The sequence below is a fragment of the Streptomyces telluris genome, assembly GCF_024519335.1.
GTDB lineage: Bacteria > Actinomycetota > Actinomycetes > Streptomycetales > Streptomycetaceae > Streptomyces > Streptomyces telluris.
In genome coordinates, this window is the sequence record NZ_JANIID010000008.1 from 1 (window position 1) to 26,057 (window position 26,057).

Below are 26,057 nucleotides of genomic sequence, written 5' to 3' on the forward strand. Positions count from 1 at the left end.
AGGCGCCGGGCGGCCGCGAAGGCGTCGGTGATGCGGTCGACGTGGGCGTCGGTGTGGGTCGCCTGGAGGGTGACGCGGATGATGCAGCACCCTTCGGGTACGGCCGGGGGGCCGACGGGGTTGGTGTAGACGCCTGCGTCGAGCAGGCGCTGCCACAGCCCGACGCACGCGGCGGGCTCCCCGGCCCGTACGGCGATGACCGGTCCGGCGGGGTCCGCGGTGGACTCTTGGGTCGCCGTCGCCGGGCCCGTGTCGTAGCCGAGGCCTGCGAGTCGTTCGCGGAGGCGGGCGGCGAGGGCCAGGACGCGGTGGCGCCGCCAGGGCTCGGCGATGCTGATCTCCAGGGCGCTCCCGGCGGCCGCCAGGGCGGGCGGGGGCATGGAGGCGGAGAAGAGGACGGCCCGGGCCGCGTAGCGCAGGTAGGTGATGACGCGGGCGGGGCCGGCGAGGAACCCCCCGGTGGAGCCGAAGCACTTGGAGAAGGTGCCGGTGAAGAGGTCGACCCGGTCGTGGACGCCGAGGTGCTCGGCGGCGCCGCGTCCGGAGGGCCCCAGCAGTCCGATGTCGTGGGCGCCGTCGACGATGGTGCGGGCGCCGTGCCGGCGGGCCGCGGCCGTCAGGGCGGGCAGCGGGGCGAGGGCGCCGTCCATGGAGAACATGCCGTCGGTGACGACGGCCTTGGCGGCGGCGGGGTCGGCGTCGGCGAGCAGCCGGTCCAGGTGCGCGGGGTCGCGGTGGCGGTAGCGGAGGCGGTGGGCCGCGCCCAGCCGGATGCCGTCGATCAGCGAGGCGTGGTTGGCGGTGTCGCTGAGGACGAGGTCGCCGGTGCCGAAGAGGGCCGCGAGGGCGAGGTTGGCCTGGAAGCCGGTGGTGACCACGGCGGCGTCCTCGGTGCCGAGGAAGTCGGCGACGGCGGCCTCCAGTTCACCGTGCAGCGGGAGGGTGCCGTTGAGCGTGCGGGCGCCCGAGCAGGAGGCTCCGTAGGTGCGGAGGGCGGCGCCGGCGGCGGCGGTGACCCTGGGGTCGGTGGCCAGGCCGAGGTAGTCGTTGCAGCCGGCCATCACGACCTGCCGTCCGTCCATGACGGCCTCGCCGTCGCGGGCGTGGAGGGGGCGGTAGTAGGGGCGGACCGGCGTGGCGTGAACGGCTTGCAGGAAGGGGGAGTTCAGGGGCTTGTCGAAGAGGTCGGCGGGTCGGTTGCTGTCGGGCATGGGGGCGTGGGGCTCATTCCGTCGGCGGGAGGGAGCTGGGGGCCGTGCACGGGGTGGGGCACGGGAGGAGCGGGGGTGGTGCGCCTGCAGCCTGCCGTGCGGGGACGCGCGGAGCCAGGACGTCGGGGCCGCTTTCACTCACGCGTGGTCCTCATTGGATTTTCCGCTCGTCCCTCTATACGATCGCCCGCCCCTCGACCCGGGTGGTGTACGCCGGTCACCGCCGGGCCCACGCCGGGTTGCGGGGTGGTGGGGCCGGGCGCAAGGTGAGCGTAAAGATCACCCGCCCTGCCCGAAGGAGTTCGTTCATGGGTGCTTCCCGCAGAACCGCCCTCATGGTCTCCGGTGTTCTCTGTGGTGCGCTGGCTCTGGGCGCGACCGGCCCCGCCGTCGCATCGGCCGGATTCCCGCCCCCGATGCCGCCCACCGCGCCCGTCCTGACCGACCCGTCGGCCGCGAATCCCCGGGCGGCCCGCGAAGCGGCCGCCCGCGGCGCCCGGGCCATCGACCGCAACGTGATCGGCCGGCGGGCCGTGGAGGCCGTCGCGAAGTGCTCCGCGGCGGACGCGGACGGGGACGCGGAGCAGGGCGAGAACTGCGCGAAGCTGAAGGGGCACCTGAAAGAACTGCGGCGCGCCCGGGCGGCGCTGGCCGGGCAGGCGAAGGCCGCCCGGCCGGACCTGCAGAAGATGGCCACGGCCACGACGGCCGCCGCCGCGGCCACCGCGTACCTGGCCAAGGACGGCGTCGACGTCTCCGACCTGGCCCGCAGCCCGGGGCACAAGGGCGGGCACAAGGGCGACCGGTACGACGACCACGACTCCCCGGGGCTGCTGTCGGTGGTCACGTGGCTGCTGGGCGGCCTGGTGAGCACGGTCGGCGGTGTCGTCGGCGGGTTGACGGGCCTGGTCGGCGGGGTGCTGCTGGGCATCCTGAGCTGAGCGCCTGCGGAACCGGCGGAGCGGTGCGGGCCCCGAGGGACCCGCACCGCCCTCCGGGCAGACCCCGTTCCCGCCGGCCCCGCGCCCGTACCGCCGCGGCCCTGCTGTCCGCCCTGGCGGCGGTGGCCGCCCTCGGAGGCACGGCGCCCGCGGCCTCCCGCCCCCGGCCCGCGGAGCCCGCGGCACGCGCCGCATCGGCGCCCGCCCCCTCCCCCGGCGCCCCGCACCGGGGCACGGTCACCGGCGCGCGCACCTCCGACCGCTCCGCCGCCCGCGAACGGGCCGCCCGCATCTTCGTGGAGGGCCGCCGGGCCGCCACCACGGCCGGCTCGCTGAGCAACCACGCGCGCACGACCGGCGGCGGGACCGCGACCCCCGAGACCGGCCTGACGCACAACTGGTGGGGCGTCTTCCCGCAGCCCGGCACCCACGACGGCATCATGGCCACTCACAGCGTCGACGCCTCCTACCGGGTCTCGGACGGCGAGAACTTCACCTACTCCCCCACCACCAAGGCACAGAACTCGTGCATGGAGGTGGTCACGGCCTACTGGAGCGGCGGCAACGAGATCTGGGCCTGGGACTGGTGCTCCGACCCGGGAGGACCCGCGAGGACCGTGCCCGTCGACGCCTCGTTCCTCGCCACGTACACGAACGGCGCGACCGGGCGGCCCGCCTACAGCGTGCAGATGGTCCAGGACCACGCGCCGTCCAACCGGTGGTCCGCGTACCTCTACAACCACCGCACGGCCGGCTGGGACCTGCTCTTCCGGAACGCGGGGCGGGACCGGAGCGGGCTCTCGCACGGCTGGGACATGTTCGAGATCTACGCGAGCGTCAACCCCGCGACCGGCACCGGCTACTACTGCGGCGAGGCGCGGAACACCGTCTTCGACTCCAGCTCCGTCGCGCTGCGCAGCCGCGGGGCGTGGAGGCCCGCCCGGCCGGCCGACGCGCCGTGGACCGAGGCCGGCCCTCGGGGCCGTGACTTCCTCTGCCCGCCGCTGAAGTTCCTCCAGGCCGGGGCCAACGACCACTGGACGGTCCGTCAGTAGCCGCACGCGGCGGGGAACACGCCGCCGGGACCGCCGGACGACCCGGACGCCTACGCACAGTGATCAACCCACCAGAACTCATGAGCGGGCGGCGGCGAAAACCGAAGGTGCGCCAGGGGAAGAGGACTACCCGGCCCCGGCCGCCGTCACACGCTGCGTCACCGGAGCGGGGGAGAGATCCCCGGATCCGGCCTCCTCCGCCCGGTGGATCCCCCGAGAGTTGCCCTCATGAGCCTCACCACTGCAGGCAAAACTCCCGGACCCGTCCGCTTCTACCTGGCGTGCGACCACCACGGCTGCACCACCCACACCACCTTCGACCTCGTCATCCCCGACCCCGGTCCCTCGCGCGACGACGACCTGTGGGGACACCTCCTGCACCACACGCACACGGCCACGCCCCACATCAAGGAGCTCGGCTGGAGCTACCTCCACGGCAACGGCTACACCTGCCCGACCCATCAAGTGCCGGCCCTGCCCAGCGCCTCCTGACGTCCCGTCGAGGCGCCTCCCGGCTCCGGCCCCTGCCAGGGGGCCGGGCCCGGGCCGGCAGGACGGCCCCCGGCCCCGTCCCGGCACCCGGCGCCCGGCAGCGCCCCCCGCAGGTGGCATGCTGACGGCGTGAGCAGACCGGAAATCCATGTCACCGTCGCCCCTGAGCTGCAGCTCTTCGTCAATTCCGAGCTGCGGCGCAAGCGCGCGCCCGTAGCGATCGACGCGTCGTCGTCGCTGGGCCACGTCGTCGAGTCCCTGGGCGTCCCGCTCACCGAGGCCGGCCGGCTGCTCGTCGACGGACGGCCCGCGCCCGCGGCCCACGTCCCCTCGGCGGGGGAATCGGTGGAGGTGTGCGCGGTCGAGCGCCCGCAGCAGGTGCCCGGCGCGCCGCTGCGCTTCCTCCTCGACGTGCACCTCGGGACGCTCGCGCGCCGGTTGCGCCTTCTGGGCGTGGACGCGGCCTACGAGAGCGAGGACATCGGCGACCCCGCCCTCGCGGCGCTCTCCGCGGCGGAACGCCGGGTGCTGCTCAGCCGTGACCGCGGGCTGCTGCGGCGGCGCGAGATATGGGCCGGCGCCTACGTCTACAGCGACCGGCCCGACGAGCAACTGCGCGACGTCCTGGGCCGCTTCATGCCGGTGCTGGCGCCGTGGACGCGGTGCACCGCCTGCAACGGGCGGCTCGCGGACGCCGAGAAGGACATGGTGGCGGAGCGGCTGGAGCACGGGACGCGGCGCACGTACGACGTCTTCGCGCAGTGCACGGCCTGCGAGCGCGTGTACTGGCGCGGGGCGCACCACGAGCGGCTGGAGGCCATCGTCGAGGACGCCGTGCGGGAATTCGGCGGACGGGCGGTGTGAGCCGCCCGCCGGGGCGTGCCGTACCGCTGAGGGCGGCGTGACGGAATGTAGCGTGCTGTCCGGATTCCGCAAGCCGGTTCCGACTCCGGGAGCCGGTCGCGCACGGGAGCCGTCGCGTCCGGAGGACGGTCATGCTCAAAGGATTCAAGAACTTCGTCATGCGCGGCGACATCGTCACCGTCGCCGTGGGCCTGATCATCGCACTGGCCCTCAGCACGCTCATCAAGGCGTTCACCGACTTCATCATCAACCCGATCATCGCCCGGGCCCAGGGCGGGCATTCGATGGGGCTGGGCTGGCAGCTCGGCCGGGCGGGCAACAAGAACACCTACCTGGACCTCGGCTCGTTCCTCTCCGCGGCCGTCTACTTCCTCGTCTTCATGGCCGTGGTGTACTTCTTCATCGTCGTCCCGTACAAGCACGTGCAGGCGCGGCGCGGGGTCGTGGTCTTCGCGGAGCCGGGCCCGCTCAGGACCTGCCCGGCCTGCCTGTCGGAGGACCTCCCCGCGGCGGCGCTCAAGTGCCGCTACTGCGGCAGCGAACAGCCTCCGCCGGCCGCGCCGGGCGGGCGGCCCGCGGCCGGGGCGCGCTGAGGGCACAGGGCGAGCCGGGGGCCTGCGCCGTGCGGGCCCGCGGCCGGCGGCGACCGGCCCCGCCCGCCGGGGTCAGGGCCAGGTGCGGTTGCGGGCCTCGGCGCGGGCGCGCCGCTCCTCCGTCCGGATGCGGCGCTCCTCGGCGGCCCGCCGCACCCCCTCGGCCCGTCGCTCCGCGTAGCCGTTGGGCTCCACGACGTGGAAGCACTGGCCGCAGACGTAACCGCCCTCGGGGCCCTCGATGACCGGATTCAGACAGTCCTTACACAGCATCACGACAGCATTCGGCCGGGAAACAAGACTCCACCATTATTCCGCCCGCCTCCCGCAGCGGCAGCACAATCCGTCGCCATCAGCCACCCGGAGTAACCGACCTCTCGCGCGATACCACTCCCCTATATACGTCCTATAGGGCATTGTGAGGCCGCGCGGGCGCACCGGGAGCTGCTGGGCGATGAAAGATACGACGAAGAGGGCCGCAAGCAGGCGTTGTGCGGTCACGGCAGGCGTAGTCGCCGCACTCGCGGGGGTGACGGGGTGCCCGGGGCCGGGCCACCCGGCCGATCCGGTCCGGGAGCGGGCGACGGAGGAGGGCGGGACGCACACCCGCCCGGGCACCGGGGTGCGAACGGCGCCGCCCGGGCCGGCCCGCACCGGATTCACCCTGGTGGCCTCCGGCGACGTCCTGCCGCACGACGAGATCATCCGGCAGGCGCAGCAGGACGGTGCCCGGTCCGGACGCCCGGGCGGCAGGGGTAAAGGCGCCCGCAAGGAGCCCGACTTCGGTCCCATGTTCGCCGGGGTCAAAGGGACGGTGTCCGCGGCGGACCTGGCGATCTGTCACATGGAGACGGTCTACGGCAGGAGGGAAGGGCCGTTCCGCGGCTATCCGTCCTTCGTCTCGCCGCCGCAGGTCGCGCGGGCCCTCAAGGAGACCGGGTACGACGCGTGCTCGACGGCGTCCAACCACACGACGGACGCGGGGAGCGCGGGGGTCGCCCGTACGCTCGCGGCCATGGACGAGGCGGGGCTGCGGCACGCGGGATCGGCGCGCTCGGAGGCCGAGGCGCGGCAGGTCACGCTCCTGCGGGCGGGGCCCGCCCGGGTGGCTCACCTCTCCTACACCTACGCGACCAACGCTCCCGTTCCGGAGGGCCGCCCGTGGATGGTCAACCTGACCGACCCGGCGCGGATCCTGTCCGACGCGCGGGCCGCCCGGGCGGCGGGGGCGGACGTCGTCGTGGTGAGCATGCACTGGGGCACCGAGTGGCAGAGCGAACCGGACGGGGAACAGCTGTCCCTGGCCCGGCAGCTGACGCGGGCGGGCGGAACGCGGCGGCCGGCCGTCGACCTGATCCTCGGCACGCACAACCACGTGCCGCAGGCCTACGAGAAGGTCAACGGCACGTGGGTCGTCTACGGGATGGGCGATCAGCTCGCCGGGAGGATGATCAACCCGCAGGGCGAACCGGACCGGCGGGGCAACGAGAGCACCATCGCCCGCTTCACGTTCGCCCCGCCCGCCCGGGAGGGCTCGCGCTGGCGGGTCGTCAAGGCCGAGTTCCTCCCGCAGATCACGGACCACGGCCCGCCGTGGCGCGTCCTGGAGCTCCCTCCCTCACTGCGCGCCCGGCCGGGCGGGCGGGCCGACCTGGAGCGGGCGCGGCAGGAGATCACCGAGGTCGTGCTGTCCCGGGGTGCGGCCGGGGACGGCCTGACGCCCGCCCGCTGACGGGGCCGGCCCGGTGCGGGCGGTTCGTGCGGGGGCCGCGGATCGTGACGGCGGCTCAGCCCATCGCGGCCCGGGTGGCGGGAGAGTCCTCCAGGGTGCCGCGGTTGACCTCCTTGCACAGCGGGACGGCGCTGACGTTGCCGACGTAGGCCGCCGCGACCCAGGTGGGCCGGGTGCGCAGCATGTACCAGACGTCGTTCCCGCCGACGCTCTGGGCGTGGACCTTGCAGCGCAGCCCGATCTTGGCGCCGCGGCCGAAGGTTCCCCGTACGGCCGAGTCCGTGCTGGGGTACATCCGCTCGTTGACGCCCGTGGGGCTGGTGATGGTGCCGGCGGGGCGCTGCGGCACCGGCGGGACGCCGGGGCCCGAGGCCGCCTGGGCGGATCCGGCGACCAGCAGCGAGCCGGCGAGGGCGGCCACCACGATGGCGTCCGTCGAGATCTTCTTGCTGCGGGCTGCGAGGGTCCTGGGCATGGGGGCTCCCTGTGTGAGGGGTTGATGAAGCAATGCCGACGTACCACGCCGCAATCCCGATTAAACCCGGGTAAACCACTATCAGTCGGACGGGGGTGACTCCTTGCGGGCCCTGCTCGGCTGGACGCGCTTGGGCTCGCCCTTCATCTTCGGGTGCTCCGGCGGGTAGGGCAGGTCGCCCAGGCCGTGCTCGCGCTCGTCCCGGTCGGCCAGTTCCAGGGCCGCCTCCAGCCCGCACGGCCGGTCCTCCATACCCGCGTGCAGATCGCCCAACGCCTCGAACCGGGCCGGCATGGTGGCCAGGTCGAAGTCCTCGGGCACCGCGTCGCCGGCCACCTCGTCCCACGTCAGCGGTGCGGAGACCGGAGCGTGCGGGCGGGGCCGCACCGAGTAGGCGCTGGCGATGGTGCGGTCGCGGGCGGTCTGGTTGTAGTCGACGAAGACCTTGGCCCCGCGCTCCTCCTTCCACCACGCCGTGGTGACCTCCTGCGGCGACCGCCGCTCCAGCTCGCGCGCGACGGCGATGGCCGCCCTGCGCACCTGGACGAACGTCCACCGCGGCGCGATGGGCACGAACACGTGCAGCCCGCGCCCGCCGGAGGTCTTGGGCCAGCCGGTCAGGCCCAGGCCGCCGAGGACCTCCCGGAGTTCCAGGGCGGCACGGACGGCGTCCGCGTAGCCGGTGCCCGGCTGCGGGTCGAGGTCGATGCGCAGCTCGTCGGGGTGCTCGGTGTCCGTCCGGCGCACGGGCCAGGGGTGGAAGGTCAGGCAGCCCAGGTTCGCGGCCCACAGCACGGCCGCGGCCTCGTTGGGGCAGATCTCGTCGGCGTAGCGGCCGCTGGGGAAGGCGATCCGGCCGGTCGGGATCCACTCGGGCAGGTTCTTCGGCGCCCGCTTCTGGAAGAAGGACTCCCCCTCGACCCCGTCCGGGTAGCGCTCCATCGTGGTCGGGCGGTCCTTGAGCGCCCGGACGATGCCGTCGGCGACGGCGAGGTAGTAGCGCGCCAGGTCGTACTTGGTGAAGCCGCGCTCGGGAAAGTAGACCTTGTCCGGGTGCGACAGCCGTACCGTCCGCTCCCCGGCGGTGAGCTCCAGCGCCTCCTCTGCCATACCCCTCACGCTAGAGGCCCGCGCCGCACGGCGCCTGCGGGCGGCGGTGCCGGGAGCGCGGGGCGCGCGCGAGGAGGCGGCCGGGGCCCGGGGCCCGCACAATCGCGGTCATGGATCTCCCCGTGATGCCCCCGCTGCAGCCGATGCTCGCCAAGTCCGTGGCGAAGATCCCGCCCGGCATGCTGTACGAGGCGAAGTGGGACGGCTTCCGGGCCATCGTCTTCCGCGACGGCGACGACGTCGAGCTGGGCAGCCGCTCCAGCAAACCCCTCACCCGCTACTTCCCGGAGCTCGTCGAGGTCTTCCGCGAGCAGTTCCCGCCCCGCTGCGTGCTCGACGGGGAGATCGTCGTCAGCCGCGGCGGGCGGCTCGACTTCGACGCCCTGCTCGAACGCATCCACCCGGCCGACTCCCGCGTCCGCCATCTGGCCGAGGTCACCCCGGCGAGCTTCATCGCCTTCGACCTGCTCGCCCTCGGCGAGGATTCCCTGCTGACGACCCCGCAGCGGGACCGGCGGGACGCGCTGACCTCGGCGCTGCAGGGGGTACGGGCCCCGGTCTACATCGCACCCGCCACCTACGACCTCGAGACGGCCCACGCGTGGTTCGAGCAGTTCGAGGGCGCCGGGCTCGACGGGGTCGTCGCGAAGCCGCCCGCCTCCCCGTACCGGCCCGGCGAGCGGGCCATGGCCAAGATCAAGCACGAGCGGACCGCCGACTGCGTCGTCGCCGGGCTGCGCCATCACAAGAGCGGGCCCGTGGTGGGCTCCCTGCTGCTCGGCCTCTACGACCCGGCCGGGCGGCTGCAGCACGTCGGGGTCTGCGCCTCCTTCCCCATGCGCCGCCGGCAGGAGCTGATGGAGGAGCTCGAACCCCTGCGGATGGACACGGCGGAGGGGCACCCGTGGCAGGAGTGGGCCACCGAGGAGGCGCAGGCCACCGGCCGGATGCCCGGCGGGCCCAGCCGGTGGACCGGCGCCAAGGACCTGTCCTGGGTGCCCCTGCGCCCCGAACGGGTCTGCGAGGTCGCCTACGACCACCTCCAGGGCGACCGCTTCCGGCACACCACGCAGTTCCGCCGGTGGCGCCCCGACCGCGAGCCGCACCAGTGCACGTACGCCCAGCTGGAGGAACCCGCGGCCTACAAGCTGGCCGACATCCTCCGGCTGTGAGGTCCGCGGCGGGCGCCGCCCGCGGCGTCCCCGCTCAGAGCGTGCGCAGGGCGGGGAGCAGCTCCCTCCCGGCCCAGTCCAGGTACGGGGCCTGCTGGTCGCCGCCGATCTGGACGAGGGCGACCTCGGTGAACCCCGCCTCCGTGTAGGCCCGCACCGCCTCGACGAAGCGGTCCGTATCGGATCCGCAGGGGATCGCCTTCGCGACGTCGTCCTTGGTGACGAAAGCGGACGCGGAGGCGAAGGCCGCGTCGTGCGGCAGCTCGGAGTTGACCGGCCAGCCGAGCCCGAACCAGCGGAACTGTTCGTGGGCCCGTTCGACCGCCGCGTCGTGGTCGGTGTCGTAGCAGACGGGCAGCTGTCCGATGCGGGGCTTGCCCGCGCCCCCGTGGCGGTCGAACTCCTCCAGCAGCTCCCTGCGGGGCTCGGTCGCGATGACCATGTCGGCCAGTTGGCCCGCCAGGCGGCAGGAGTGCTCCCCCGACACGGCGATGCCGATGGGCGGAGGCGGCTCGGGAACGTCCCACAGCCTGGCGTGTTCGACGTCGTAGTGGGTGCCGTGGTGGGTGACGAGCTCCCCGTCCAGGAGCGCCCGGATGAGGAAGACCGCCTCTTCGAGCATCTCGAGCCGGACGCTGACGCCCGGCCAGCCGCGTCCGACCACATGCTCGTTGAGGTTCTCGCCCGACCCGAGCCCCAGGCGGAAGCGCCCCTGCGAGAGCAGTTGCACCGTGGCCGCCTGCTGGGCGACGACCACGGGGTGGTAGCGCGTGGTGGGACAGGTCACGAACGTCATGAGCGGGATCCGCGACGTCGCCTGCGCCGCGGCCCCCAGGACGGCCCACGCGTTGGGCGCATGGCCCTGGGACGCGAGCCAGGGGAAGTAGTGGTCGGACGTGACGGAGAAGTCGAATCCCGCCTCCTCCGCGCCCACCACGTGCGCGACCAGCTCACGAGGGCCCGCCTGCTCGGTCATCATCGTGTATCCGATGCGTACCACCGCACTTCTCCTCCGATTTCCCCTTTTTCGGATCCCGTTCGGCGTAATCCGACGTGTCTGACGGGTCGGCACCTGTCACTCTGTCTGGAATGGACAGATAGGCCGATATGAAATATTGGGGGATCTATGGCACATAAGTCCCGGCGACACACGGCCCGGCCCCGCAAGGCCCGGGCGTCGACGACGAGAACCACAAGAGCGACGAGACCGGCGGGAACGAAGAAGAAGACGAGGAGCCGGGCCCTGCGCTGCGGCGCGGTCGTCCTGGTGTGCGCAGGGGCGCTGTCACTGGCCGGTACGGCCTGCGAGGCGCTGACGGAGGACGACGACAACCTCGATGCCACGTCCCCGTTCTGGGTGGAGCCGCGGGGGCCGGCGGCCCGTCAGGTGCGGGTCTGGCAGGAGCAGGGGCGCGAGGACGACGCCGTCGTCCTGCAGCGCATCGCGAAGGAGCCCGTGGCGGTCTGGCTGACCGGTGACGATCCGAAGGCACAGGCCGAGAGCGTCACCCGGCAGGCCGAGCGCAGCGGGGTCATTCCCGTGCTGGTCGCCTACAACATCCCCCAGCGCGACTGCGGTCAGTACTCGTCGGGCGGTGCTCCCGACGCCACCCACTACCGCTCCTGGGCCGCGCGGGCCGCGGCCGGGATCGGCTCGCGCCGGGCCTGGATCGTCCTCGAACCGGACGCGCTCGCCCAGTGGGCGTCGGGCTGCGTCCCCGCGGCGGCCGCCAAGCAGCGCCTGGCGCTCATCGCGCAGGCCGTGCGGACCTTCAAGTCCAAGCCCGGCGTCTCCGTCTACATCGACGCGGGAAACCCGGGCTGGATCCGGGACCACAACATGATGGTGACGGCGCTCACCGAGGCGGGGATCGCGGAGGCCGACGGGTTCGCGCTGAACGTCTCCAACTTCCACACGACGCCCGTCACCCGCGCTTACGGCGACCACCTCTCCGCCCTGCTCGGCGGTGCCCATTACGTCATCGACACGAGCCGCAACGGCAACGGCCCGCTGCCGGCGCCGCCGGAGGGCGGGAAGAAGAAGGACGACCACAAGAAGGAGAAAGAAAAGGAGAAGGAGAAGAAGCCGGAGGAGAAGAAGGAGGGCGGCAAGGAGGAGGACAAGGGGCAGCGGCAGCCCGTGCCGTCGGCCGCCGAGGCCAGGAGGGCCGTGGGCACGCGGGAACCCGGGGACGGAGCGGAACCGGAGGACGGGGAGGAGGAACACGAGCCCGAGTCCTGGTGCAACCCGCCCGGGCGGGCGCTCGGCGCCCCGCCCAGCACCGCCACGGGGAACCCGCGCATCGACGCCTTCCTGTGGATCAAGCGGCCCGGGGAGTCCGACGGCGCCTGCCGCGGCGCGCCGCCGGCGGGCCGCTGGTGGGCCGAGTACGCGCTCGACCTCGCCCGCGCCACGCCGTCGCACCTCATGCCGCCCTCCCTGGAGGCCGGGCAACCGGAAGTCCCCCTCCTGCCGTCCGTGCTTCCCGCCGATCCACCGGGCGGCGCACCGGCCGACGGCGCGCAGGCGCCCGCCGCTTCCGCCCCCGCGTCCGCTCCCGGGCCCGCGCCGGCACCCGTGCCCGCCCCGGTCCCCGCACCCGCCACGGCGCCGAAGGCCGGATCGGCCCAGGGGCCCGCTCCCACCGCTCCGGCGGCGCCGCCCGCCGGGCCGCCCACGGATCCGCCCGGCGACAAGCGGGTTCCGCACCTTCCCGGCCCGGGCCCGGCAGAGCCGGGGCATCATGGGTGAACGACTGACCGGGCGGGTGCGGGGCTGACGCGGAGGGCTGCGATGAACCCTGACGGACGGGTCAACCGAACGGTGGCGTTCATCGCCGGCGCAGGGCACTCCGGCACTACGCTCCTCGGGCTGCTACTGGGCACGCACACGTCGGTCTTCTACGCGGGCGAGGCGTGGAACAGCACGCGCCTGGGTGCCGTGAAGGACAACGGGGAGACGGTCCGGTGTATCTATTGCGGCGCCGGTTGCCCCGTGTGGGCCGGCCTGCGCCCGGGCAGCGACGGCCTGGGGGCGGCGGGCTCGCCGGACCTGTACGAGACCCTGTCCGTGCGGTCCGGGCGCCCCGTCGTCGTGGAATCGACCAAGGCCGTCCGCTGGATCGAGATGCAGGCGGCAGCGGTGCGGGACGTCGTCCCGGCCCATCTCCTGCTCCTGGGCCGGGACGGACGGGCCGTGGTGAATTCGCAGCTGCGCAAGTACCCCCGCATCCCGGTGCGCGAGCACGCCGGCAAGTGGGCGGCGCAGATCCGCGCCTCGGAAGAGCTCGCCGCCCGCTGGCCGGGCCCCGTGTCCCGCCTCCATTACGAGGACCTGGCCACGAGGACCGAAAGCACGCTGCGGCGGCTGACCACCTCGCTCGGTCTCGCCTTCGAGCCCGCGATGCTCGATCCGTGGAACAGCGAGCATCATCCGCTCGGCGGCAACAGCGGAACCCATTTCCTCCTCGCCCGTTCGCGCGGCTCGCGCGCGAACGGCGCGACACCGGCGGTCGTCCCCGTCGACGCGGCCAAACGTGAGCACTACTCCCGGCATCCGCCCGCCGTGGTGCTCGACCTGCGCTGGCACCAGGAGATGCCGGAGGACGCCCTGGCGGTGTTCGAGGAGGTGGCCGGCGAGGTCAACATCCCCTACGCGCGATAGCCCCTCTGCACCGGTCGCCGCGCGGAGACCGGTGCAGAGGCACGCTGTGCGCGGCCTGCGCGCTCCGGGGCCGTCAGTAGTGCCAGCGAGGCTTGCCGCTGTCGCTGCCGCAGATGATGGACCGGCCCTGGGCGTCGTGCGTGCGCGACCCGACGTCGGACGAGCGGCAGTACTGGCCCGCCTTGTAGCAGTTGCCGGCGTTGGAGCGGATCTCGCAGGTCGTACCGGCGTTGCCCGGCGCGGGCGTACGGGCCGCGGGGCCGGCCTCGCCGGTGTGCCCGGCGGCGGGCGGGGTGGCCGTCTTGCGCGGCGGCTTCGGCAGGACCGGCGAGGGCGCCGCGCTGCGGGAGGGCGCGGTGGCCGGAGCTTCCGACGGCAGTTCCGAGGGCGAGGGGGACGGGGTCGCGGACACCGGGGCGGAGACGGAGGGCGAGGACTTCTTGCCCGGCGACGTGTCCTCGTCACCCCCGGTGCAGCCGGCCAGCGTGAGCACGCCGGCCAGGGCTATTCCGCAGGCGGCGGCCCAGCGACGGCGAAAGACCGAGGGAGACGGGGGCGGGGAAACCGGGGAGGTTTTGGAGGAAGACATGGCCAGAGGACTCCACGAGCGGAACGGGCAGGGGAATAGCCGCACTTCGAAATCCGCGATTCCGCTTTGTTGCGGACACGGGAAATCGCTGCCGACACGTGGGGGGAACCAACTTGGCTCACCCACATTAGCGGCATCACACCACGCAGGTGAACCAAGATCTCAGGGAAATGCGCGGCCGTCCTGGCGGTGCTGTGCCGTGTGCGGGACGGGAGTTGACCGGCCGGTTCCCGCCCGCGCCCGGCCCGTTCGGCCCGCTCGGCGATCCGCGCGGTCTGGAATGATGGCGCCGTGGACGAAGAAGCCATCCCCGTGCTTTATGTCGAGAACGCGAGCACAGCGGTCGCGTGGTACGCCCGGCTCGGTTTCGCCGAGCAGTGGGAACACCGTTTCGAGCCGGGCCTCCCCGCGTTCGTCGAGGTGGCACGCGGGCCGGTGCGGCTGTTCCTGTCGGAGCATCAGGGCGACGCCCGGCCCGGCACGCTCATTTATCTGCGGGTCCGTGATGTCGACGCCGTCGCCGCCGAGTTCGGCGTCCCGCCCGTTTCCGCCCCCTGGGCGCGCGAGATCGAGTTGCAGGACCCCGACGGCAACCGGCTGCGCGTGGGAACTCCCGTTCATTGACGGACGCGGCACGGACCGGGCGGGTGCCCGGCCGGCCGCCCGCCGCCCCTGCCCCGGAACTCCTCCGCTTTGTTGACCGAATATCGACGTTTCGGTCGCGTGAAGCGCGGCTGCGCCGCTTCCCGACTTGGAGTCGTTGATCGCTGGTACTACCATCCAACTGGTTGCCTAAGTCAACTGCTGGCAATCGTACTGCCGCATCAGGAGGAATCACCCATGACCGCCACGGCGCAGCAGTTCCGCACATATGTGGAGCGGAACCTCGACGTCCTGGGAGCCGAACCCACCAGGACGGCCGTCGTTCACCACGACCGCCGCGTCACCGCCGGCGAACTCCGCGACCTCGTCCACCGCATGGCCCGCGCGCTGCTCGCCCAGGGCGTCCAGCGAGGGGACACCGTCACCCTGCTCAGCGGCAACCTGCCCGAGACGATCGCCGCCCGCTACGCCGCCAACCTGATCGGCTGCTCGGTCAACCACCTCTACAACAAGCTGGCGGCCGATGTTCAGGCCAACATCATCCGCGACGTCGAGACGCGCGCCCTGATAGCCGACCCCGCCTACGCGTCGCGCGCCGCCGAACTGGCCGCGCTGACGGAGGTCCGCACCGTCCTCTCGCTGGGCCCGGCCGAGGTGGGCGCGGACCTGCTGGAGCTGTCCGCGGGCGAGTCCGCCGAACCGCTCGGCGGACTCGCCCGCCCCGAGGACATCTGCATGATCCGCCACACCGGCGGCACCACGGGTCACCCCAAGGCCATCTGCACCGCCTTCGAGCGGCTGCCCGGCTTCCAGGACGACGTCGACGAGATCCTGGAGCCGGAGGGCACGGACGAGGACGGGATGCGGCAGCTGGTCTGCACGACGCTCGCCCACGCCGCCGGCCTGCTGGCCGACGTCACCCTCCGCACCAGCGGCGGCACGGTCGTCCTGCTCGACGACTTCGACCCCGCGGAGGTCCTGGCGGCGATCGAGCGCGAGCGCATCACCCACATGTTCCTGCTGCCGCCCCTGCTGTACCAGCTCATGGACCAGCCCGAGGTGGAGCACACCGACACCTCCAGCCTCCGCAACATCACCTACGGCGGCTGCCAGTCCTCCCCCGCCCGGCTCGCCTCGGCCGTCCGGCGCTTCGGCTCCGTGCTGACGCAGTTCTACGGGCAGAACGAGGCGGGCGGCATCAGCGTCCTCGGCCCCGAGGACCACGACCCCGGCAACCTGGACCGGCTGCGCACCGCGGGCAAGGCCATGAAGGGCGTCGAGATCGCGATACGCGACGAGTCCGGCCGCGACCTGCCCACCGGTGAGCACGGCGAGGTCTGCGTGCGCTCCGAGCACATCATGCAGGGGTACTGGAAGCAGCCCGAGCTCACCGCCGAGGTCCTGCGCGACGGCTGGCTGCACACCGGCGACATCGGGTTCCTGGACGACGAGGGCTACCTGACCATCGTCGACCGGCTCAAGGACATGATCGTGGTGGTCGGCGGCCACGTGTACACCACCGAGCTCGAGGACCTGCTCAACACCCACCCGCAGGTCCTGCAGAGCGCCGTCTTCGGCGTCCCGGACGCCAACCGCATGGAGCACGTGTACGCGGCGGTGGTGGCCGCCCCCGGCAGCGAGCTCGACGAGAAGGAGCTGCGCGAGATGGTGAACCGCGAGCGCGGCGCCATGTACGAGCCGGCTCGCATCTCCTTCATCGACGCCCTCCCGCTGACGGACGCAGGCAAGCCGGACAAGAAGCTGCTCCGGCGCGAGGCGGAGGCCGAGACGGAAGCCGAGGCCGCAGCCTCGATGTGACCCGCAGGGCCGGCCGTCGCGCCGCGGCCGGCCCCTCGGCGAAACCATTCGGTCGTCACACCGAGAGTCGTCACACACCGACCCCGGGCCCGCAGCGCCGGCCCGGGGTCGGTGCAGGTCAGCGGCCGGAGTCGAGGGCCGCCTGCTCCGTGGCCTGTTCGGCTCGCAGCTGGGCGGCCACCGTGTCCGTGCGGGCCCGCAGGGCGAGGACGCGCTCGCCGGTCTTGGTGCCGTGCAGCGGCGGCTCCGCGGGGAGCACGGGGATGCCCTTGGCCTGGGCCGTGAGCACCAGGCTGTGCATGACCTCGGCCTGCTGGGCCAGCAGGGCCGTGCTGAACATGTTGGCCCGCAGGGTCTTCTTCATGCCCAGCGCGCCGCGGTAGGTGATCTCGCAGGCGACGTTCACCGTCTCCAGCCGCTGCTCGCCCGCCTGCTCGAGCGCGGCGAGCATGACGGAGGCGAGGCCCTCGACCACCTTGGTGACGACCCACTTCCGCCCGGGGAGCATGGGCAGGAGGTCCCGGATCCGGTCGATCTCGGCGTCGAGCGCCTCCGTGGTCATGGCGCTGAAGGCGTCGTGCAGCTGGAGGTGGACGACCTTGTCCCAGGGGATGTCCTCGCCGTCGAAGCCGACCGACTCGGGTCCGAAGCGCAGCGCGCCGATGCCGTCCAGCGGACGCAGGGCCTTGGCGGTGATGGCAGGGACCTTGGGGTGGCGGCAGATCAGGGCGCCGAGGGAGAACTCCCACTCCACGGGTGTGGGCGCGGCGGGAGCGGGCAGCGAGCGCAGGACGGACAGGACCCAGTCGCCGGAGGCGTTGGTCCCTGCGCGCCCGGCGTCGACGCCGCGCTGCACGGCGTGGGCGACGTCCTTGCCGAAGGAGGTGGCCGCCGTCCCCACCTGGTCGCCCAGGTTCTTCACCCGGTTGAGTATGCCCATGCCCTGACCCCGTTTCACCTGCGTTGTTCGTGTGGCGGCGACACTTTACCCAGTGATCGGGACGGGCGGCGCGGCGCTCGCTCCCCGGCGGAGGGAGGGAGAGAGGGCCCGGTCCGCGAGGCCGGCGATCGGCAGCCGTTCGTTCGCCGGCGGAGCGGCCGTGCTCACCCGCACCAGGGGTCTCGACTAGCCTGAGGGCACAATGAACCGTTTGATGACGCCATGGGGCGAGCTGGGCCTGACTCGTTTCCCCGAGGACCCCCGCGACCGGCTCCGAGCCTGGGACGCCGCCGATGAATACCTCCTCAGCCATCTGGCGGGGAGCACGGAGACCGCGGACGGCCCCACGGACCTGTCCGGCACGGTGGCCGTGCTGGGCGACCGGTGGGGCGCGCTGACCACCGCCCTCGCCGCGCCGGGCCACGGCCCGGTCCAGATCACCGACTCGTTCCTCGCCCAGCAGGCCACCCGTCTGAACCTCGAGCGCAACGGCGTCGCGCCCGGCGCCGTCACCCTGCTGTCGACGCAGGACGCCCCGCCGGACCGCATCGACGTCCTGCTGGTCCGCGTGCCCAAGAGCCTCGCGCTCCTGGAGGACCAGCTGCACCGGCTCGCACCCCGGCTGCACGCGGGGACCGTCGTGGTCGGCACCGGCAAGGTGACCGAGATCCACACCTCGACGCTGAAGCTGTTCGAGCGGATCGTCGGCCCCACCCGGACCTCGCTGGCCGTGAAGAAGGCCCGGCTCATCTTCTGCTCGCCGGACCCCGCCCTCCCCCGGGCCGCGAGCCCCTGGCCCCACAGCTACTCGCTGCCGCTGGGCATCGGCCCGGCCTCCGGGCTGACGGTCACCAACCACGCCGGCATCTTCTGCGCCGAGCGGCTCGACATCGGCACCCGCTTCTTCCTGCGCAACCTGCCGCAGCGGCGCGGCCCGGAGCGCATCGTGGACCTCGGCTGCGGCAACGGCATCGTCGGGACGGCCGCGGCCCTGGCCAACCCGCAGGCCGAGGTGGTGTTCGTCGACGAGTCGTACCAGGCGGTGGCGTCCGCGGAGGCCACCTTCCGGGAGAACGCGGGCGAGCGGGCCGCGGCCGAGTTCCGGGTGGGCGACGGGCTGTCGGGGATGCCCGCCGACTCCGTGGACCTGGTGCTCAACAACCCGCCCTTCCACTCCCACCAGTCGACCACCGACGCGACGGCCTGGCGCATGTTCACCGGGTCGCGTGCCGTGCTGCGGCCCGGCGGGGAGCTGTGGGTCATCGGCAACCGTCACCTCGGGTACCACGTGAAGCTGCGCCGTCTCTTCGGCAACTGCGAGATGGTGGCGAGCGACCCGAAGTTCGTCGTTCTGCGGTCGGTCAAAAACTGAACTTTCCCCACCGGGAGACCCCACTGGCGGGCAGTGATCCAGATCACTGCCCGCCAGTGGTTTAAGGCTTCTGAGGGCCCCTTCGGCCATGGCATGATCATGCCGTTACCGGCGGGTAGCCGTCCGGTTCACCCGTCCATGCCGTGTGATGCGGGCCGGAGTGCGTACTCCCCCGGCCTGCCCCCACCTCACGCTCCCGAGGATCGAATTTGCGCAAGCCCGCACGATTCATAGCTTTACCCGCCATCACCGCTGCCTCTCTGCTCGCCACCGGGTGCTCCGCGGCCTCCGGGCCGTCCGGCAGTGACACCGGTGCCGGCACCGAGCAGGCCGCAGCGGCCCGACCGCCCGCCGCGGAACCCCAGCTCGCCGTCCGGGCCGCGCCCGAGGGCGCGGGCGCCCCGACCGCCGTGGCCCGCCCGTCCGGCTCCGGCAAGACCGCGCAGAAGTCCTCGCTGAAGGTCGCCTCGTTCGACCGGAAGAGCGGACGCGCCGTCATCTCCGGCGCGGCGAAGCCCCCGAAGGGCCTGGCCCCCGGCCGCACCCCCACGCCCTCCGGCTCGGCAAGCGCCGGAAGCAGTGCGGCTCCCGAGAAGAGCAACCAGGTGGACGTCGGCGACATCATCGCCAGCGCCCCCGCCCCCGGCGCCCCCGACGGTGTCCTCGCCAAGGTCACCAAGGTGCTCGGCAAGACCGAGAAGGGCACCGAGGTCAACACCGCCCCGGCGACGATGGGCGCCCTGCTGGGCGACGCCAAGGCCGGCGGATCGGTCCCCGTGGACCCGTCCACGGTCGGCGTCGAGCCGCTCGTCAAGGGCGTCAAGGTCTCCTGGGCCAAGACCGGCGACCTGCGCTTCGGGCCCAAGGGCGCGAAGCTGCCGCTGGGCAACCTGCGGATCGACGTCGGCACGTCCATCGCCACCGCCAAGGACGCCCCCGCGTCCGCCTCGGCGTCGGCATCGGGCTACGTCCAGCTGGCTCCGGAGGTGAACTTCGCCTACGACGGCGGCGGTTCCGGCTTCGGCGGGGCACCCGCCGGCGCCTCGGTGTCCCTGTCGGGCGACTGGTCCTCCCAGTGGGAGCTCAAGGGCCAGGCCGCCGCGTCGACGGACGGCAAGCCGCTGCGGCTGCCGTTCGCCAAGCTGCACGCCTCGCCGGTCATCCAGGTCGGCGCGGTGCCCGTCGTGGTCAACCTCGGCCTCACCTGCTACCTGCAGGTGGACGCCGACGGCCACGTCAACGTCGACGTCAAGGAGGACCTCAAGGGAGGCTTCCGCGTCGGCGGCGAGTACACCAAGGGCAAGGGCTGGTCGCCGGTCAACACCTCCGACATCACGGCCACGTCGCCGCAGGCGTCGGTGGAAGCGGCCGGCAAGGTGAAGGCCACGCTCGGCGCCGAGGCCTCCGTCGGCCTGTACGGCGCGGTCGGCGTCACGGCCGACGTCGCCCCGTACCTGCGGGCCGAGGTCGAGGGGCGGGCCGCCGCGGCCGCCGACGGCTCGGCTTCGGCCACCGGCAAGTGGGCCGCGTACGGCGGGCTGGACCTGGCCGGAGCCCTCCAGCTCCAGCTGAAGATCTTCGGCACGCCGATCTTCCAGAAGCCCATTCCGCTGGGCTCGCTCCACAAGGAGTGGAAGCTCGCGGGCGGAGAGGGAACCGTCTCCACGGCGGGCCGCCGCAAGTAGGCCCCGCACAGGCGGGCAAGAGCACCGGTACGCGCTCCCGAAGCGCGTACCGGTGCTCTTCCCTTTCGGCCCCCGTGCTCCTACTCCTTGGACGCGCGCAGCGAGTAGACCATCGGCACGCGCGGGCGGCCCTCCGGGAGGCGGTAGACCGTGCTCCCGCCTCCCCGGCTGCCGCTGGTGTCCTGTCCCCGGACCATGTCGTCGAGGAACTCGAACAGCGTGAAGTCGTACTCGTGGAGGAACTCCAGCCGCAGCCCCGCCGCGCTCACCGCGCTCACCACGTCGCCCATCGTGTGCAGCCACTCCACCGAGCGGTTGTGCCGCGTCGGGGCGCTCATGTCGGCGTACGAGCCCGGCTCGTCGTAGGTGAGCGGCCCGCGGGCGAAGTAGTCCTCGGCGAAGGCCCTGCCGTCCTCGCCCAGGCACATGGCCACGGGGTGGAACTCCGCCAGGTACAGGAAGCCGCCCGGCGCGATCAGCGAGGCGGCCGTACGGGCCCAGCGCTCCAGGTCGGGCAGCCAGCACAGGGCCCCGAAGCCCGTGTAGACGATGTCGAAGGTCTCGCCCCGCAGCGCGGCGGGCGCGTCGTACACGTCCGCCTCGACGAACCGGGCCCGCTCCTCCCCCACTTCCGCCGCCAGGTCCCGCGCCGCCTCCACCGCCGCGCCGGAGAAGTCCAGACCCGTCACGTCCGCACCCTTGCGGGCCCAGGACAGGGTGTCGGTGCCGATGTGACACTGCAGGTGCAGCAGGCGCTTGCCGGTGACGTCCCCGACCTCGTCCGGCTCGAACCCGCGCAGGTCGTTGCGGCCGGCCCTGAACCCCGCGAGGTCGTAGAAGGCGCTGCCCGTGTGGAGCGGAACCCGCTCATCCCACATCGCGCGGTTGGTCTCGCGCCACCCCTCCGCACGACCGGCCCGCCCGCTGTCCGTCTGTCCACTGGTCGTCGTCACGTGCGTGACGCTAGCGGGAGGGCTCGCGGACGGGCCAACGGTTTTCCCGGACGGGCCGCCGGCCCCGGGCGCGGGCGCACCCCCAAGTGCGGGCGCCCGGAGGCCGTGCCGTGGCGCGGCCCCGGGCCCGGCTCCGTGTCCACGCCCGCGTGCGGATCAGGCGGGCGTGGACAGGCTCGCCGGGCGGTCGGGCCGGCGGCACCGTTCCCCCGTGAACCGGCGCGGTGCAGCGCCGGTGAGACCACGTTAGGTCCCGGCGGGCGGGTGCGGACACGTCACGGATGCACGGTTGTGCGCCGGTTTCTGTCACGGGTGCACGGTGACCAGGCCCGGCTCTCCCCGGTGCGACGCCTCACGCGGCGCACATGACGCAGCCGGGCCGGGAACCGAGGTCCACTTCCTCCAGGGCGGCGCACGCGAGGACCACTTCGTAGAGGTCGCCGCCGCCCGGGACGAGCCGGCGGCCCAGCAGCTGCTCGGCGCCGCGCAGGTGGTCGCGCACGGTGCGGGGGTGTACGCCCAGGCGGGCCGCCGTCTCCTCGACCGCCGTGTTCTCGGCGATCCACGTGCGCAGGGTGCGGCGCAGGTCGCGGTCGGCGGCCGCGAGGCGCCCGAGGAGTTCCTGCGCCCAGTCGCGGACGGGGCCGGCCGCGAGCAGGCGTTCCAGGCCTGCCGGCCGGGAGCCGTCGTCCGCCGCCGTGCCGGGGGCGGCGGGGGGCATCTGCAGCGCCAGGTGGAGTGCGGCGCGGGCGCGTACGTCCGCGAGGTCGGCGCCGAGCAGGGCGGCCGTCCTGTCCATCCGGGCGCGGACGGTGTTGCGGCTGATGCCGAGGATCTTGGCCGCGTTGACCGCCGTGAACTCCAGCCCGAGGCCGACCGTGGCGAGCAGGGGGCCGCGCCCGTGGTGCGGCAGCGTATCCAGCGGCCGCAGGACGCGGGCGGCCCAGGCGCCCGAGGCGGCCGGGTCGAGGAGGGCGGTCAGCCGGGTCTGGGGCAGGTGTTCGGCGACCCGGCCGGGCCGGTAGCGGGCCACGGCCAGGGCGCGGGCGGCTTCGCCGTAGGCGTCGGCCAGTTGCGCGAGGGGGTGGAGGCCGCCGGAGCCGAGGAAGACGCCGGGGTGCTCTTCGACGAAGCGGTGCAGTACGGCGGCGACGTCGTGGTCGCCGGCGTCGTGGGCGGCATCCTCCTCCGGCCCGCCCCGCCGCGTCGTGGGGGCGACGACGATGAGCTGGCTGTCGTACGCGGCGCAGCGCACGGCCAGGGCGCGCTCCCCGGTGGCCTCTTCGCATGCGCGGACGAGGATTTCGCGCCGGTGGCCGGGGAGTTCGAGGACGTGGACGCGGGCCGTGTCGGCGTCGAGCAGGCCGGAGCCGAGGCCGGCGGCGGTGCGCTGGGCCAGGGCGACGTCCCCGCCCATGAGGAGCTGGAAGACGGCGAGCCGCAGGCATTCCGTGGCGCGTTCCGCGCTCCGGCGCTGCTCCTCGGCCTCGCGGGCCTTGAGCAGCAGGGCCAGGACGGCTGCGGCGTGGCCGAGGAGGGCCGCGTCCTGTTCGCCGAACGGCCGGGGCAGGGCGGCGGCGAGGACGGGGTGCGGGGCGCGGCGTCCGAGGGCTACGAGCCGCAGCTGCCCGTGGTGGTCGTCCACGGCTGCGGCGTGGAGCCGGCCACCGGCGACCTGGCCGAGCAGTTCGCCGGCGCGTGCGGCGAGTTCCCGGTGGGCGGCGGCTTCGGCGCGGGAGGCCGGGCCGGTCAGGGGTTCTCCGTCCCGTCCGGCCAGGGTGACGGCGCCGCCGAGGGCTCCGGCGAGCCAGGTGACCAGGCGGCGGACGGACGCGTCGTCGCCGCTCTCCCCCGCGCGTGCGAGGTCCAGCAGCCGGTTCAGCCGGGCCGCGTGGTCGTGTGACTGCCCCCGGAGTTGTTCGCCGCCGTCTTCTGTGACCACAAGGCCACCCCTTTCCCACCCTTTTCACCCTTTCCCCCAGGCTACTTGAGGGCGCGCGGAGTGCTCGCGCCGTTGTACGGAGGTGCGTTGGGCGTGTGCACGCCGGGGGGCGCGTGCCGTGGCGCGGCAGGCCGGTCGCACTGCGGGTGGAGCGTACGCAGAGGCGGTTCGCGCGTTGTGCTGGGTAGGGAGGAGCCAGGCGTCACGGATGAGCACCTGCGTGACGGGACGAGACGTACGGGGAGGGAAGTCACGTTGATCCGTCTGGCGCGGGGGGCTACGGGTTTCCGGGGGCCGCACGAGGCCCCTCTGCCGCGGACCGAGGCGGCGCTGTTCCGGGCCGCCTGCTTCACCGCGGCCATGGAGGCCCGGGGGCGGGCCGGTGAGATGGTCCCCGGCGAGATGCACACGTTCCGCCATGCGACCCTCACCGACGGGTACGGCCGGGCGTTCACCGCGCTGGGCCACGTCCATCTGCCCGTGGTCGCCTTCACCACCGACGCGGTCAGCGAGGGCAAGCCGGTTCCGGGCTTCGCGGACCCGCCGCTGTGGGCGCAGGCCTTCGAGACGGCGGGGCTGCAGGTGATGGGGGTCAAGGAGCTGATGACGCCCTTGGAGGAGGTCGACGTCACGGACCTGACCCCGGCCGAGCTGACCGAGATCCGCTACTGGAAGCCCGCGTGCCTGGGGGACGTCCTGTTCAACTGGTGGGACTGACCGGCGGGCGGGCCCCGATCCCCGCCCGCCCGTCCGGGCGCGGACGCGGCGGTGTACGGTCTGGTGTCCGTCGGCCGGAGGACGGTGAAGGCCGCAGAGCGAGAAAGGCGGAGGTGGCGTCGCGATGACCCCTCGCCGCAGTGCCGGTCCCGGCGCGCCGACCTTCACGGAGCGGGCGCGCCGGCAGCAGATCATCGAGAGCACCATCGACCTGATCTCCACCCGGGGCTATCCGGCGACGTCGCTGTCGGCGATCGCGGAGCGGGCCGGGATCTCCAAGGCCGCGGTCCTCTATCACTTCTCGTCGAAGGACAACCTCACGCGCGCGACGTTCGCGCAGGTGCTGGAGCAGTTCGGCGCGTACGTCACCGAGCGCGTGGAGCGCGAGGCGGATCCGCTGGACGCGCTCGTCGCCTACGTGCGGGCGATGGTCGGCTATCAGCAGGCCAACCGGCGGCACGTGCGGGTCATCACCGAGATGCTCCTCGACGACGAGGGCGGCACGCAGCTGAAGACGCCGGGCCGGCACGACACCGGCGGCCGCTGGCAGGCCCTGGCGGAGCTGCTGGCGGCCGGGCAGGCGGCGGGCCGGCTGCGGGCGTTCGACACGCGGGCGGTGGCGCTCGCGATCGGCGGGGCGATCGACGGGGTGGTCGCGCACTGGCTCGCCGACCCGGACGTCGACCTCGGCGCGGCGGCCGAGGAGCTGGTGACGTTCACTCTCCACGCGGTCCGGGCCCCGGCCTGAGCCGGGTGCCCGTCGCGGTGTGCGCCGGGGCCTCGCGAAGCCGGGTGCGCTACGCCCTCGCGAAGGCGGGCGCGTGCTCGGGCCGTATCCCGATGCCGCCCAGGTAGGCGGTGACCGTGCGCAGGGGTGCCGCGCGGCGCAGGAGGCGCATCGGCAGGGGCAGGGCGGCGGCGTCGAGGGTGCCGTCGAGGGCGCTCCGGATCAGCCGGTGCTCGCCCAGCTGCGACTGCTGCACCAGGGCCGTCGGCAGCCGCCGGCGCTTCTGCACCCGGGCGAGGTCGTGGAGGCTCACCCTTCCCTCGCGCAGCGGGCCGGCGAGGATGCGGGCGGCGGCCACGGCGTCCTGGATCGCGAGGTTGACGCCGACGCCGCCGACGGGCGACATGGTGTGGGCCGCGTCGCCGATGCAGAGCAGGCCGCCCGCGTACCAGCGCGGCAGCCGTCCCATCGTCACGTCGAGCAGCTTCACGTCGTCCCAGGAGCGGATGGCGCCGGTGACGTCGGCGTCCCAGCCGAAGAGGCCGCCGAGCCGGTCGCGGAACCACTGGACGTCGTGGGTGCGCAGCTCGGCGTCGCGGCCCTTGGCGATGAGGTAGGAGGTCTGGAAGTAGGCGCCCCGGTCCATGGTGACCGCGGCCTGCCCGCCGCCGAAGCGGGCGAAGACGCGGCCGTCCTTGACGCCGCCGCGGGGTGCGTCCACGCGGACCTGCCAGACGTCCATGGGGACGTCGAACTCGTCCTGGGCGAGGCCGGCTTCCCTGCGGACGACGGAGCGGCGGCCGTCGCAGCCGACGGTCAGGGCGGCCTCGATCTCGCCGGGCGTGCCGTCCTCGGCGGTGTAGCGCACGCCGGTGATGCGGCCGCCCTCCTTGCGCAGGCCGGTGACCTCGGTGCACATGCGCAGGGTGAAGGAGGGTTCGGCGGCGGCCGCGCTCGCCAGCAGGTCGAGGAAGTCCCACTGCGGGACCATGGCGATGTACTTGTGGCGGCCGGGGATGCGGCGGAAGTCGGCCGCGACGACGGTGGTGCCGCCGATCTCCATCCGCATCTCCTCCAGCTTGGGGAAGGGCAGTTCCGCGAACCGCTCGCCCAGGCCGAGCTCGTCCAGCAGCCGCAGGGTGGAGGGGTGGACGGTGTCGCCGCGGAAGTCGCGCAGGAAGTCGCGGTGCTTCTCCAGGACGGTCACCCGGATGCCCGCCCTGGCCAGCAGCAGTCCCAGCATCATGCCCGCAGGCCCGCCGCCCACCACACAGCACGTCGTGCTTTCCATGATTCCCGCCTCTCGCCGCGCATGACTCCACGCATGACTCTGACCGATCGGTCAGCAATCTAACCGATCGGTCAGGCGGCGCACACGGGAGGGCCCGAAAAGCCGTCAGGA

At 73.4% G+C, this 26,057-nt stretch carries 24 protein-coding genes and 2 pseudogenes; 16 read left to right on the forward strand and 10 right to left on the reverse strand.

What is annotated here, in order from left to right; translation table 11 throughout:
* A partial coding sequence (locus NQU55_RS11320) for an aminotransferase class I/II-fold pyridoxal phosphate-dependent enzyme (protein ID WP_256790413.1) occupies positions 1-1,211 on the reverse strand: 1,211 nt, incomplete at its 3' end.
* A gap of 308 nt (positions 1,212-1,519) precedes the next feature.
* On the opposite strand from NQU55_RS11320, the gene NQU55_RS11325 reads away from it, so the two are divergent.
* From NQU55_RS11325 to NQU55_RS11345, 5 genes are all read left to right on the forward strand, one after another.
* Positions 1,520-2,152, forward strand: a complete 633-nt coding sequence (locus NQU55_RS11325; protein WP_168096484.1) for a hypothetical protein — start codon at positions 1,520-1,522, stop codon at positions 2,150-2,152.
* Positions 2,153-2,175: 23 nt separating this feature from the next.
* The gene (locus tag NQU55_RS11330; protein WP_168096483.1) at positions 2,176-3,207 is read left to right on the forward strand and encodes a carbohydrate-binding protein; all 1,032 of its coding nucleotides are present in this window, start codon (positions 2,176-2,178) and stop codon (positions 3,205-3,207) included.
* A 228-nt stretch (positions 3,208-3,435) separates the two neighbouring features.
* Positions 3,436-3,699, forward strand: coding sequence for a hypothetical protein (locus tag NQU55_RS11335; protein ID WP_168096482.1), 264 nt, complete (start codon positions 3,436-3,438; stop codon positions 3,697-3,699).
* Positions 3,700-3,828: 129 nt separating this feature from the next.
* A complete protein-coding gene (locus NQU55_RS11340; RefSeq protein WP_168096481.1) occupies positions 3,829-4,563 on the forward strand; it encodes a Mut7-C RNAse domain-containing protein in 735 nt (244 codons plus the stop codon).
* A gap of 131 nt (positions 4,564-4,694) precedes the next feature.
* Entirely contained in the window at positions 4,695-5,156 is a 462-nt protein-coding gene (locus tag NQU55_RS11345) for a large conductance mechanosensitive channel protein MscL (protein WP_256790416.1), read from the forward strand.
* Positions 5,157-5,228: 72 nt separating this feature from the next.
* Here the strand turns inward: NQU55_RS11345 and NQU55_RS11350 are convergent, their stop codons facing one another.
* On the reverse strand, positions 5,229-5,429 hold the full coding sequence (locus NQU55_RS11350) for a hypothetical protein (RefSeq protein ID WP_058043383.1): 201 nt from the start codon (positions 5,427-5,429) through the stop codon (positions 5,229-5,231).
* A 181-nt stretch (positions 5,430-5,610) separates the two neighbouring features.
* Here NQU55_RS11350 and NQU55_RS11355 point away from each other — a divergent pair, with 181 nt between their 5' ends.
* On the forward strand, positions 5,611-6,888 hold the full coding sequence (locus tag NQU55_RS11355) for a CapA family protein (RefSeq protein WP_168092656.1): 1,278 nt from the start codon (positions 5,611-5,613) through the stop codon (positions 6,886-6,888).
* A 55-nt stretch (positions 6,889-6,943) separates the two neighbouring features.
* Here NQU55_RS11355 and NQU55_RS11360 read toward each other — a convergent pair whose 3' ends face one another.
* Positions 6,944-7,363 carry an SH3 domain-containing protein gene (locus NQU55_RS11360; RefSeq protein WP_168092657.1) on the reverse strand — a complete coding sequence of 140 codons (420 nt, stop codon included), beginning with the start codon at positions 7,361-7,363 and terminating at the stop codon, positions 6,944-6,946.
* An 81-nt stretch (positions 7,364-7,444) separates the two neighbouring features.
* Positions 7,445-8,473 (reverse strand): non-homologous end-joining DNA ligase, encoded by a 1,029-nt coding sequence (ligD, locus tag NQU55_RS11365; protein ID WP_168092658.1) that lies wholly within the window; start codon positions 8,471-8,473, stop codon positions 7,445-7,447.
* A gap of 110 nt (positions 8,474-8,583) precedes the next feature.
* On the opposite strand from ligD, the gene NQU55_RS11370 reads away from it, so the two are divergent.
* Positions 8,584-9,645: an ATP-dependent DNA ligase gene (locus NQU55_RS11370; RefSeq protein ID WP_168092659.1), complete on the forward strand. Its 1,062-nt coding sequence runs from the start codon at positions 8,584-8,586 to the stop codon at positions 9,643-9,645.
* A 34-nt stretch (positions 9,646-9,679) separates the two neighbouring features.
* Here NQU55_RS11370 and NQU55_RS11375 read toward each other — a convergent pair whose 3' ends face one another.
* A complete protein-coding gene (locus tag NQU55_RS11375; protein WP_168092660.1) occupies positions 9,680-10,645 on the reverse strand; it encodes a TIGR03557 family F420-dependent LLM class oxidoreductase in 966 nt (321 codons plus the stop codon).
* 126 nt (positions 10,646-10,771) lie between these two features.
* Here NQU55_RS11375 and NQU55_RS37310 point away from each other — a divergent pair.
* The 3 genes and pseudogenes from NQU55_RS37310 to NQU55_RS11385 form a co-directional block, all read left to right on the forward strand.
* A pseudogene (locus tag NQU55_RS37310) lies at positions 10,772-11,602 on the forward strand (glycoside hydrolase family 6 protein); the annotation flags it as partial.
* 234 nt (positions 11,603-11,836) lie between these two features.
* A pseudogene (locus NQU55_RS37315) lies at positions 11,837-12,064 on the forward strand (glycoside hydrolase family 6 protein); the annotation flags it as partial.
* Positions 12,065-12,439: 375 nt separating this feature from the next.
* Positions 12,440-13,309: a sulfotransferase family protein gene (locus NQU55_RS11385; RefSeq protein ID WP_168092662.1), complete on the forward strand. Its 870-nt coding sequence runs from the start codon at positions 12,440-12,442 to the stop codon at positions 13,307-13,309.
* 73 nt (positions 13,310-13,382) lie between these two features.
* Here NQU55_RS11385 and NQU55_RS11390 read toward each other — a convergent pair whose 3' ends face one another.
* Positions 13,383-13,898 carry a hypothetical protein gene (locus NQU55_RS11390; protein WP_168092663.1) on the reverse strand — a complete coding sequence of 172 codons (516 nt, stop codon included), beginning with the start codon at positions 13,896-13,898 and terminating at the stop codon, positions 13,383-13,385.
* Positions 13,899-14,189: 291 nt separating this feature from the next.
* Between NQU55_RS11390 and NQU55_RS11395 the strand changes: the two genes are divergently transcribed.
* Positions 14,190-14,522: a glyoxalase superfamily protein gene (locus tag NQU55_RS11395; protein WP_168092664.1), complete on the forward strand. Its 333-nt coding sequence runs from the start codon at positions 14,190-14,192 to the stop codon at positions 14,520-14,522.
* Between the two features lie 216 nt (positions 14,523-14,738).
* Complete coding sequence (locus tag NQU55_RS11400; protein WP_168092665.1) at positions 14,739-16,319, forward strand: AMP-binding protein; 1,581 nt, start codon at positions 14,739-14,741, stop codon at positions 16,317-16,319.
* Positions 16,320-16,437: 118 nt separating this feature from the next.
* Here the strand turns inward: NQU55_RS11400 and NQU55_RS11405 are convergent, their stop codons facing one another.
* Complete coding sequence (locus tag NQU55_RS11405) at positions 16,438-17,259, reverse strand: hypothetical protein (protein ID WP_168092666.1); 822 nt, start codon at positions 17,257-17,259, stop codon at positions 16,438-16,440.
* Between the two features lie 211 nt (positions 17,260-17,470).
* Here NQU55_RS11405 and NQU55_RS11410 point away from each other — a divergent pair, with 211 nt between their 5' ends.
* Positions 17,471-18,631: a methyltransferase gene (locus NQU55_RS11410; RefSeq protein ID WP_168092667.1), complete on the forward strand. Its 1,161-nt coding sequence runs from the start codon at positions 17,471-17,473 to the stop codon at positions 18,629-18,631.
* Positions 18,632-18,840: 209 nt separating this feature from the next.
* A complete protein-coding gene (locus tag NQU55_RS11415; protein WP_168092668.1) occupies positions 18,841-20,316 on the forward strand; it encodes a hypothetical protein in 1,476 nt (491 codons plus the stop codon).
* 80 nt (positions 20,317-20,396) lie between these two features.
* Here the strand turns inward: NQU55_RS11415 and NQU55_RS11420 are convergent, their stop codons facing one another.
* Positions 20,397-21,194 (reverse strand): class I SAM-dependent methyltransferase, encoded by a 798-nt coding sequence (locus tag NQU55_RS11420; protein WP_168092671.1) that lies wholly within the window; start codon positions 21,192-21,194, stop codon positions 20,397-20,399.
* Positions 21,195-21,621: 427 nt separating this feature from the next.
* The gene (locus tag NQU55_RS11425) at positions 21,622-23,211 is read right to left on the reverse strand and encodes a helix-turn-helix domain-containing protein (protein ID WP_168092669.1); all 1,590 of its coding nucleotides are present in this window, start codon (positions 23,209-23,211) and stop codon (positions 21,622-21,624) included.
* A 255-nt stretch (positions 23,212-23,466) separates the two neighbouring features.
* Here NQU55_RS11425 and NQU55_RS11430 point away from each other — a divergent pair, with 255 nt between their 5' ends.
* Together NQU55_RS11430 and NQU55_RS11435 are read left to right on the forward strand one after the other, a co-directional pair.
* The gene (locus NQU55_RS11430; RefSeq protein ID WP_168092670.1) at positions 23,467-23,928 is read left to right on the forward strand and encodes a hypothetical protein; all 462 of its coding nucleotides are present in this window, start codon (positions 23,467-23,469) and stop codon (positions 23,926-23,928) included.
* Positions 23,929-24,052: 124 nt separating this feature from the next.
* The gene (locus NQU55_RS11435; RefSeq protein WP_256790428.1) at positions 24,053-24,676 is read left to right on the forward strand and encodes a TetR/AcrR family transcriptional regulator; all 624 of its coding nucleotides are present in this window, start codon (positions 24,053-24,055) and stop codon (positions 24,674-24,676) included.
* Positions 24,677-24,725: 49 nt separating this feature from the next.
* On the opposite strand, the gene NQU55_RS11440 is transcribed toward NQU55_RS11435, so the two are convergent.
* A complete protein-coding gene (locus NQU55_RS11440; RefSeq protein WP_168095285.1) occupies positions 24,726-25,946 on the reverse strand; it encodes an FAD-dependent oxidoreductase in 1,221 nt (406 codons plus the stop codon).
* Between the last annotated feature and the right edge of the window lie 111 nt (positions 25,947-26,057).

Coding starts and splice junctions, on each gene's coding strand:
- NQU55_RS11355 (WP_168092656.1), top strand. CDS start 5,611: ATGAAAGATACGACGAAGAGGGCCGCAAGCAGGCGTTGTGCGGTCACG.
- NQU55_RS11385 (WP_168092662.1), top strand. CDS start 12,440: ATGAACCCTGACGGACGGGTCAACCGAACGGTGGCGTTCATCGCCGGC.
- NQU55_RS11400 (WP_168092665.1), top strand. CDS start 14,739: ATGACCGCCACGGCGCAGCAGTTCCGCACATATGTGGAGCGGAACCTC.
- NQU55_RS11345 (WP_256790416.1), top strand. CDS start 4,695: ATGCTCAAAGGATTCAAGAACTTCGTCATGCGCGGCGACATCGTCACC.
- NQU55_RS11370 (WP_168092659.1), top strand. CDS start 8,584: ATGGATCTCCCCGTGATGCCCCCGCTGCAGCCGATGCTCGCCAAGTCC.
- ligD (WP_168092658.1), bottom strand. CDS start 8,473: ATGGCAGAGGAGGCGCTGGAGCTCACCGCCGGGGAGCGGACGGTACGG.
- NQU55_RS11350 (WP_058043383.1), bottom strand. CDS start 5,429: ATGCTGTGTAAGGACTGTCTGAATCCGGTCATCGAGGGCCCCGAGGGC.
- NQU55_RS11440 (WP_168095285.1), bottom strand. CDS start 25,946: ATGGAAAGCACGACGTGCTGTGTGGTGGGCGGCGGGCCTGCGGGCATG.
- NQU55_RS11435 (WP_256790428.1), top strand. CDS start 24,053: ATGACCCCTCGCCGCAGTGCCGGTCCCGGCGCGCCGACCTTCACGGAG.
- NQU55_RS11335 (WP_168096482.1), top strand. CDS start 3,436: ATGAGCCTCACCACTGCAGGCAAAACTCCCGGACCCGTCCGCTTCTAC.
- NQU55_RS11405 (WP_168092666.1), bottom strand. CDS start 17,259: ATGGGCATACTCAACCGGGTGAAGAACCTGGGCGACCAGGTGGGGACG.
- NQU55_RS11325 (WP_168096484.1), top strand. CDS start 1,520: ATGGGTGCTTCCCGCAGAACCGCCCTCATGGTCTCCGGTGTTCTCTGT.
- NQU55_RS11390 (WP_168092663.1), bottom strand. CDS start 13,898: ATGTCTTCCTCCAAAACCTCCCCGGTTTCCCCGCCCCCGTCTCCCTCG.
- NQU55_RS11420 (WP_168092671.1), bottom strand. CDS start 21,194: ATGTGGGATGAGCGGGTTCCGCTCCACACGGGCAGCGCCTTCTACGAC.
- NQU55_RS11360 (WP_168092657.1), bottom strand. CDS start 7,363: ATGCCCAGGACCCTCGCAGCCCGCAGCAAGAAGATCTCGACGGACGCC.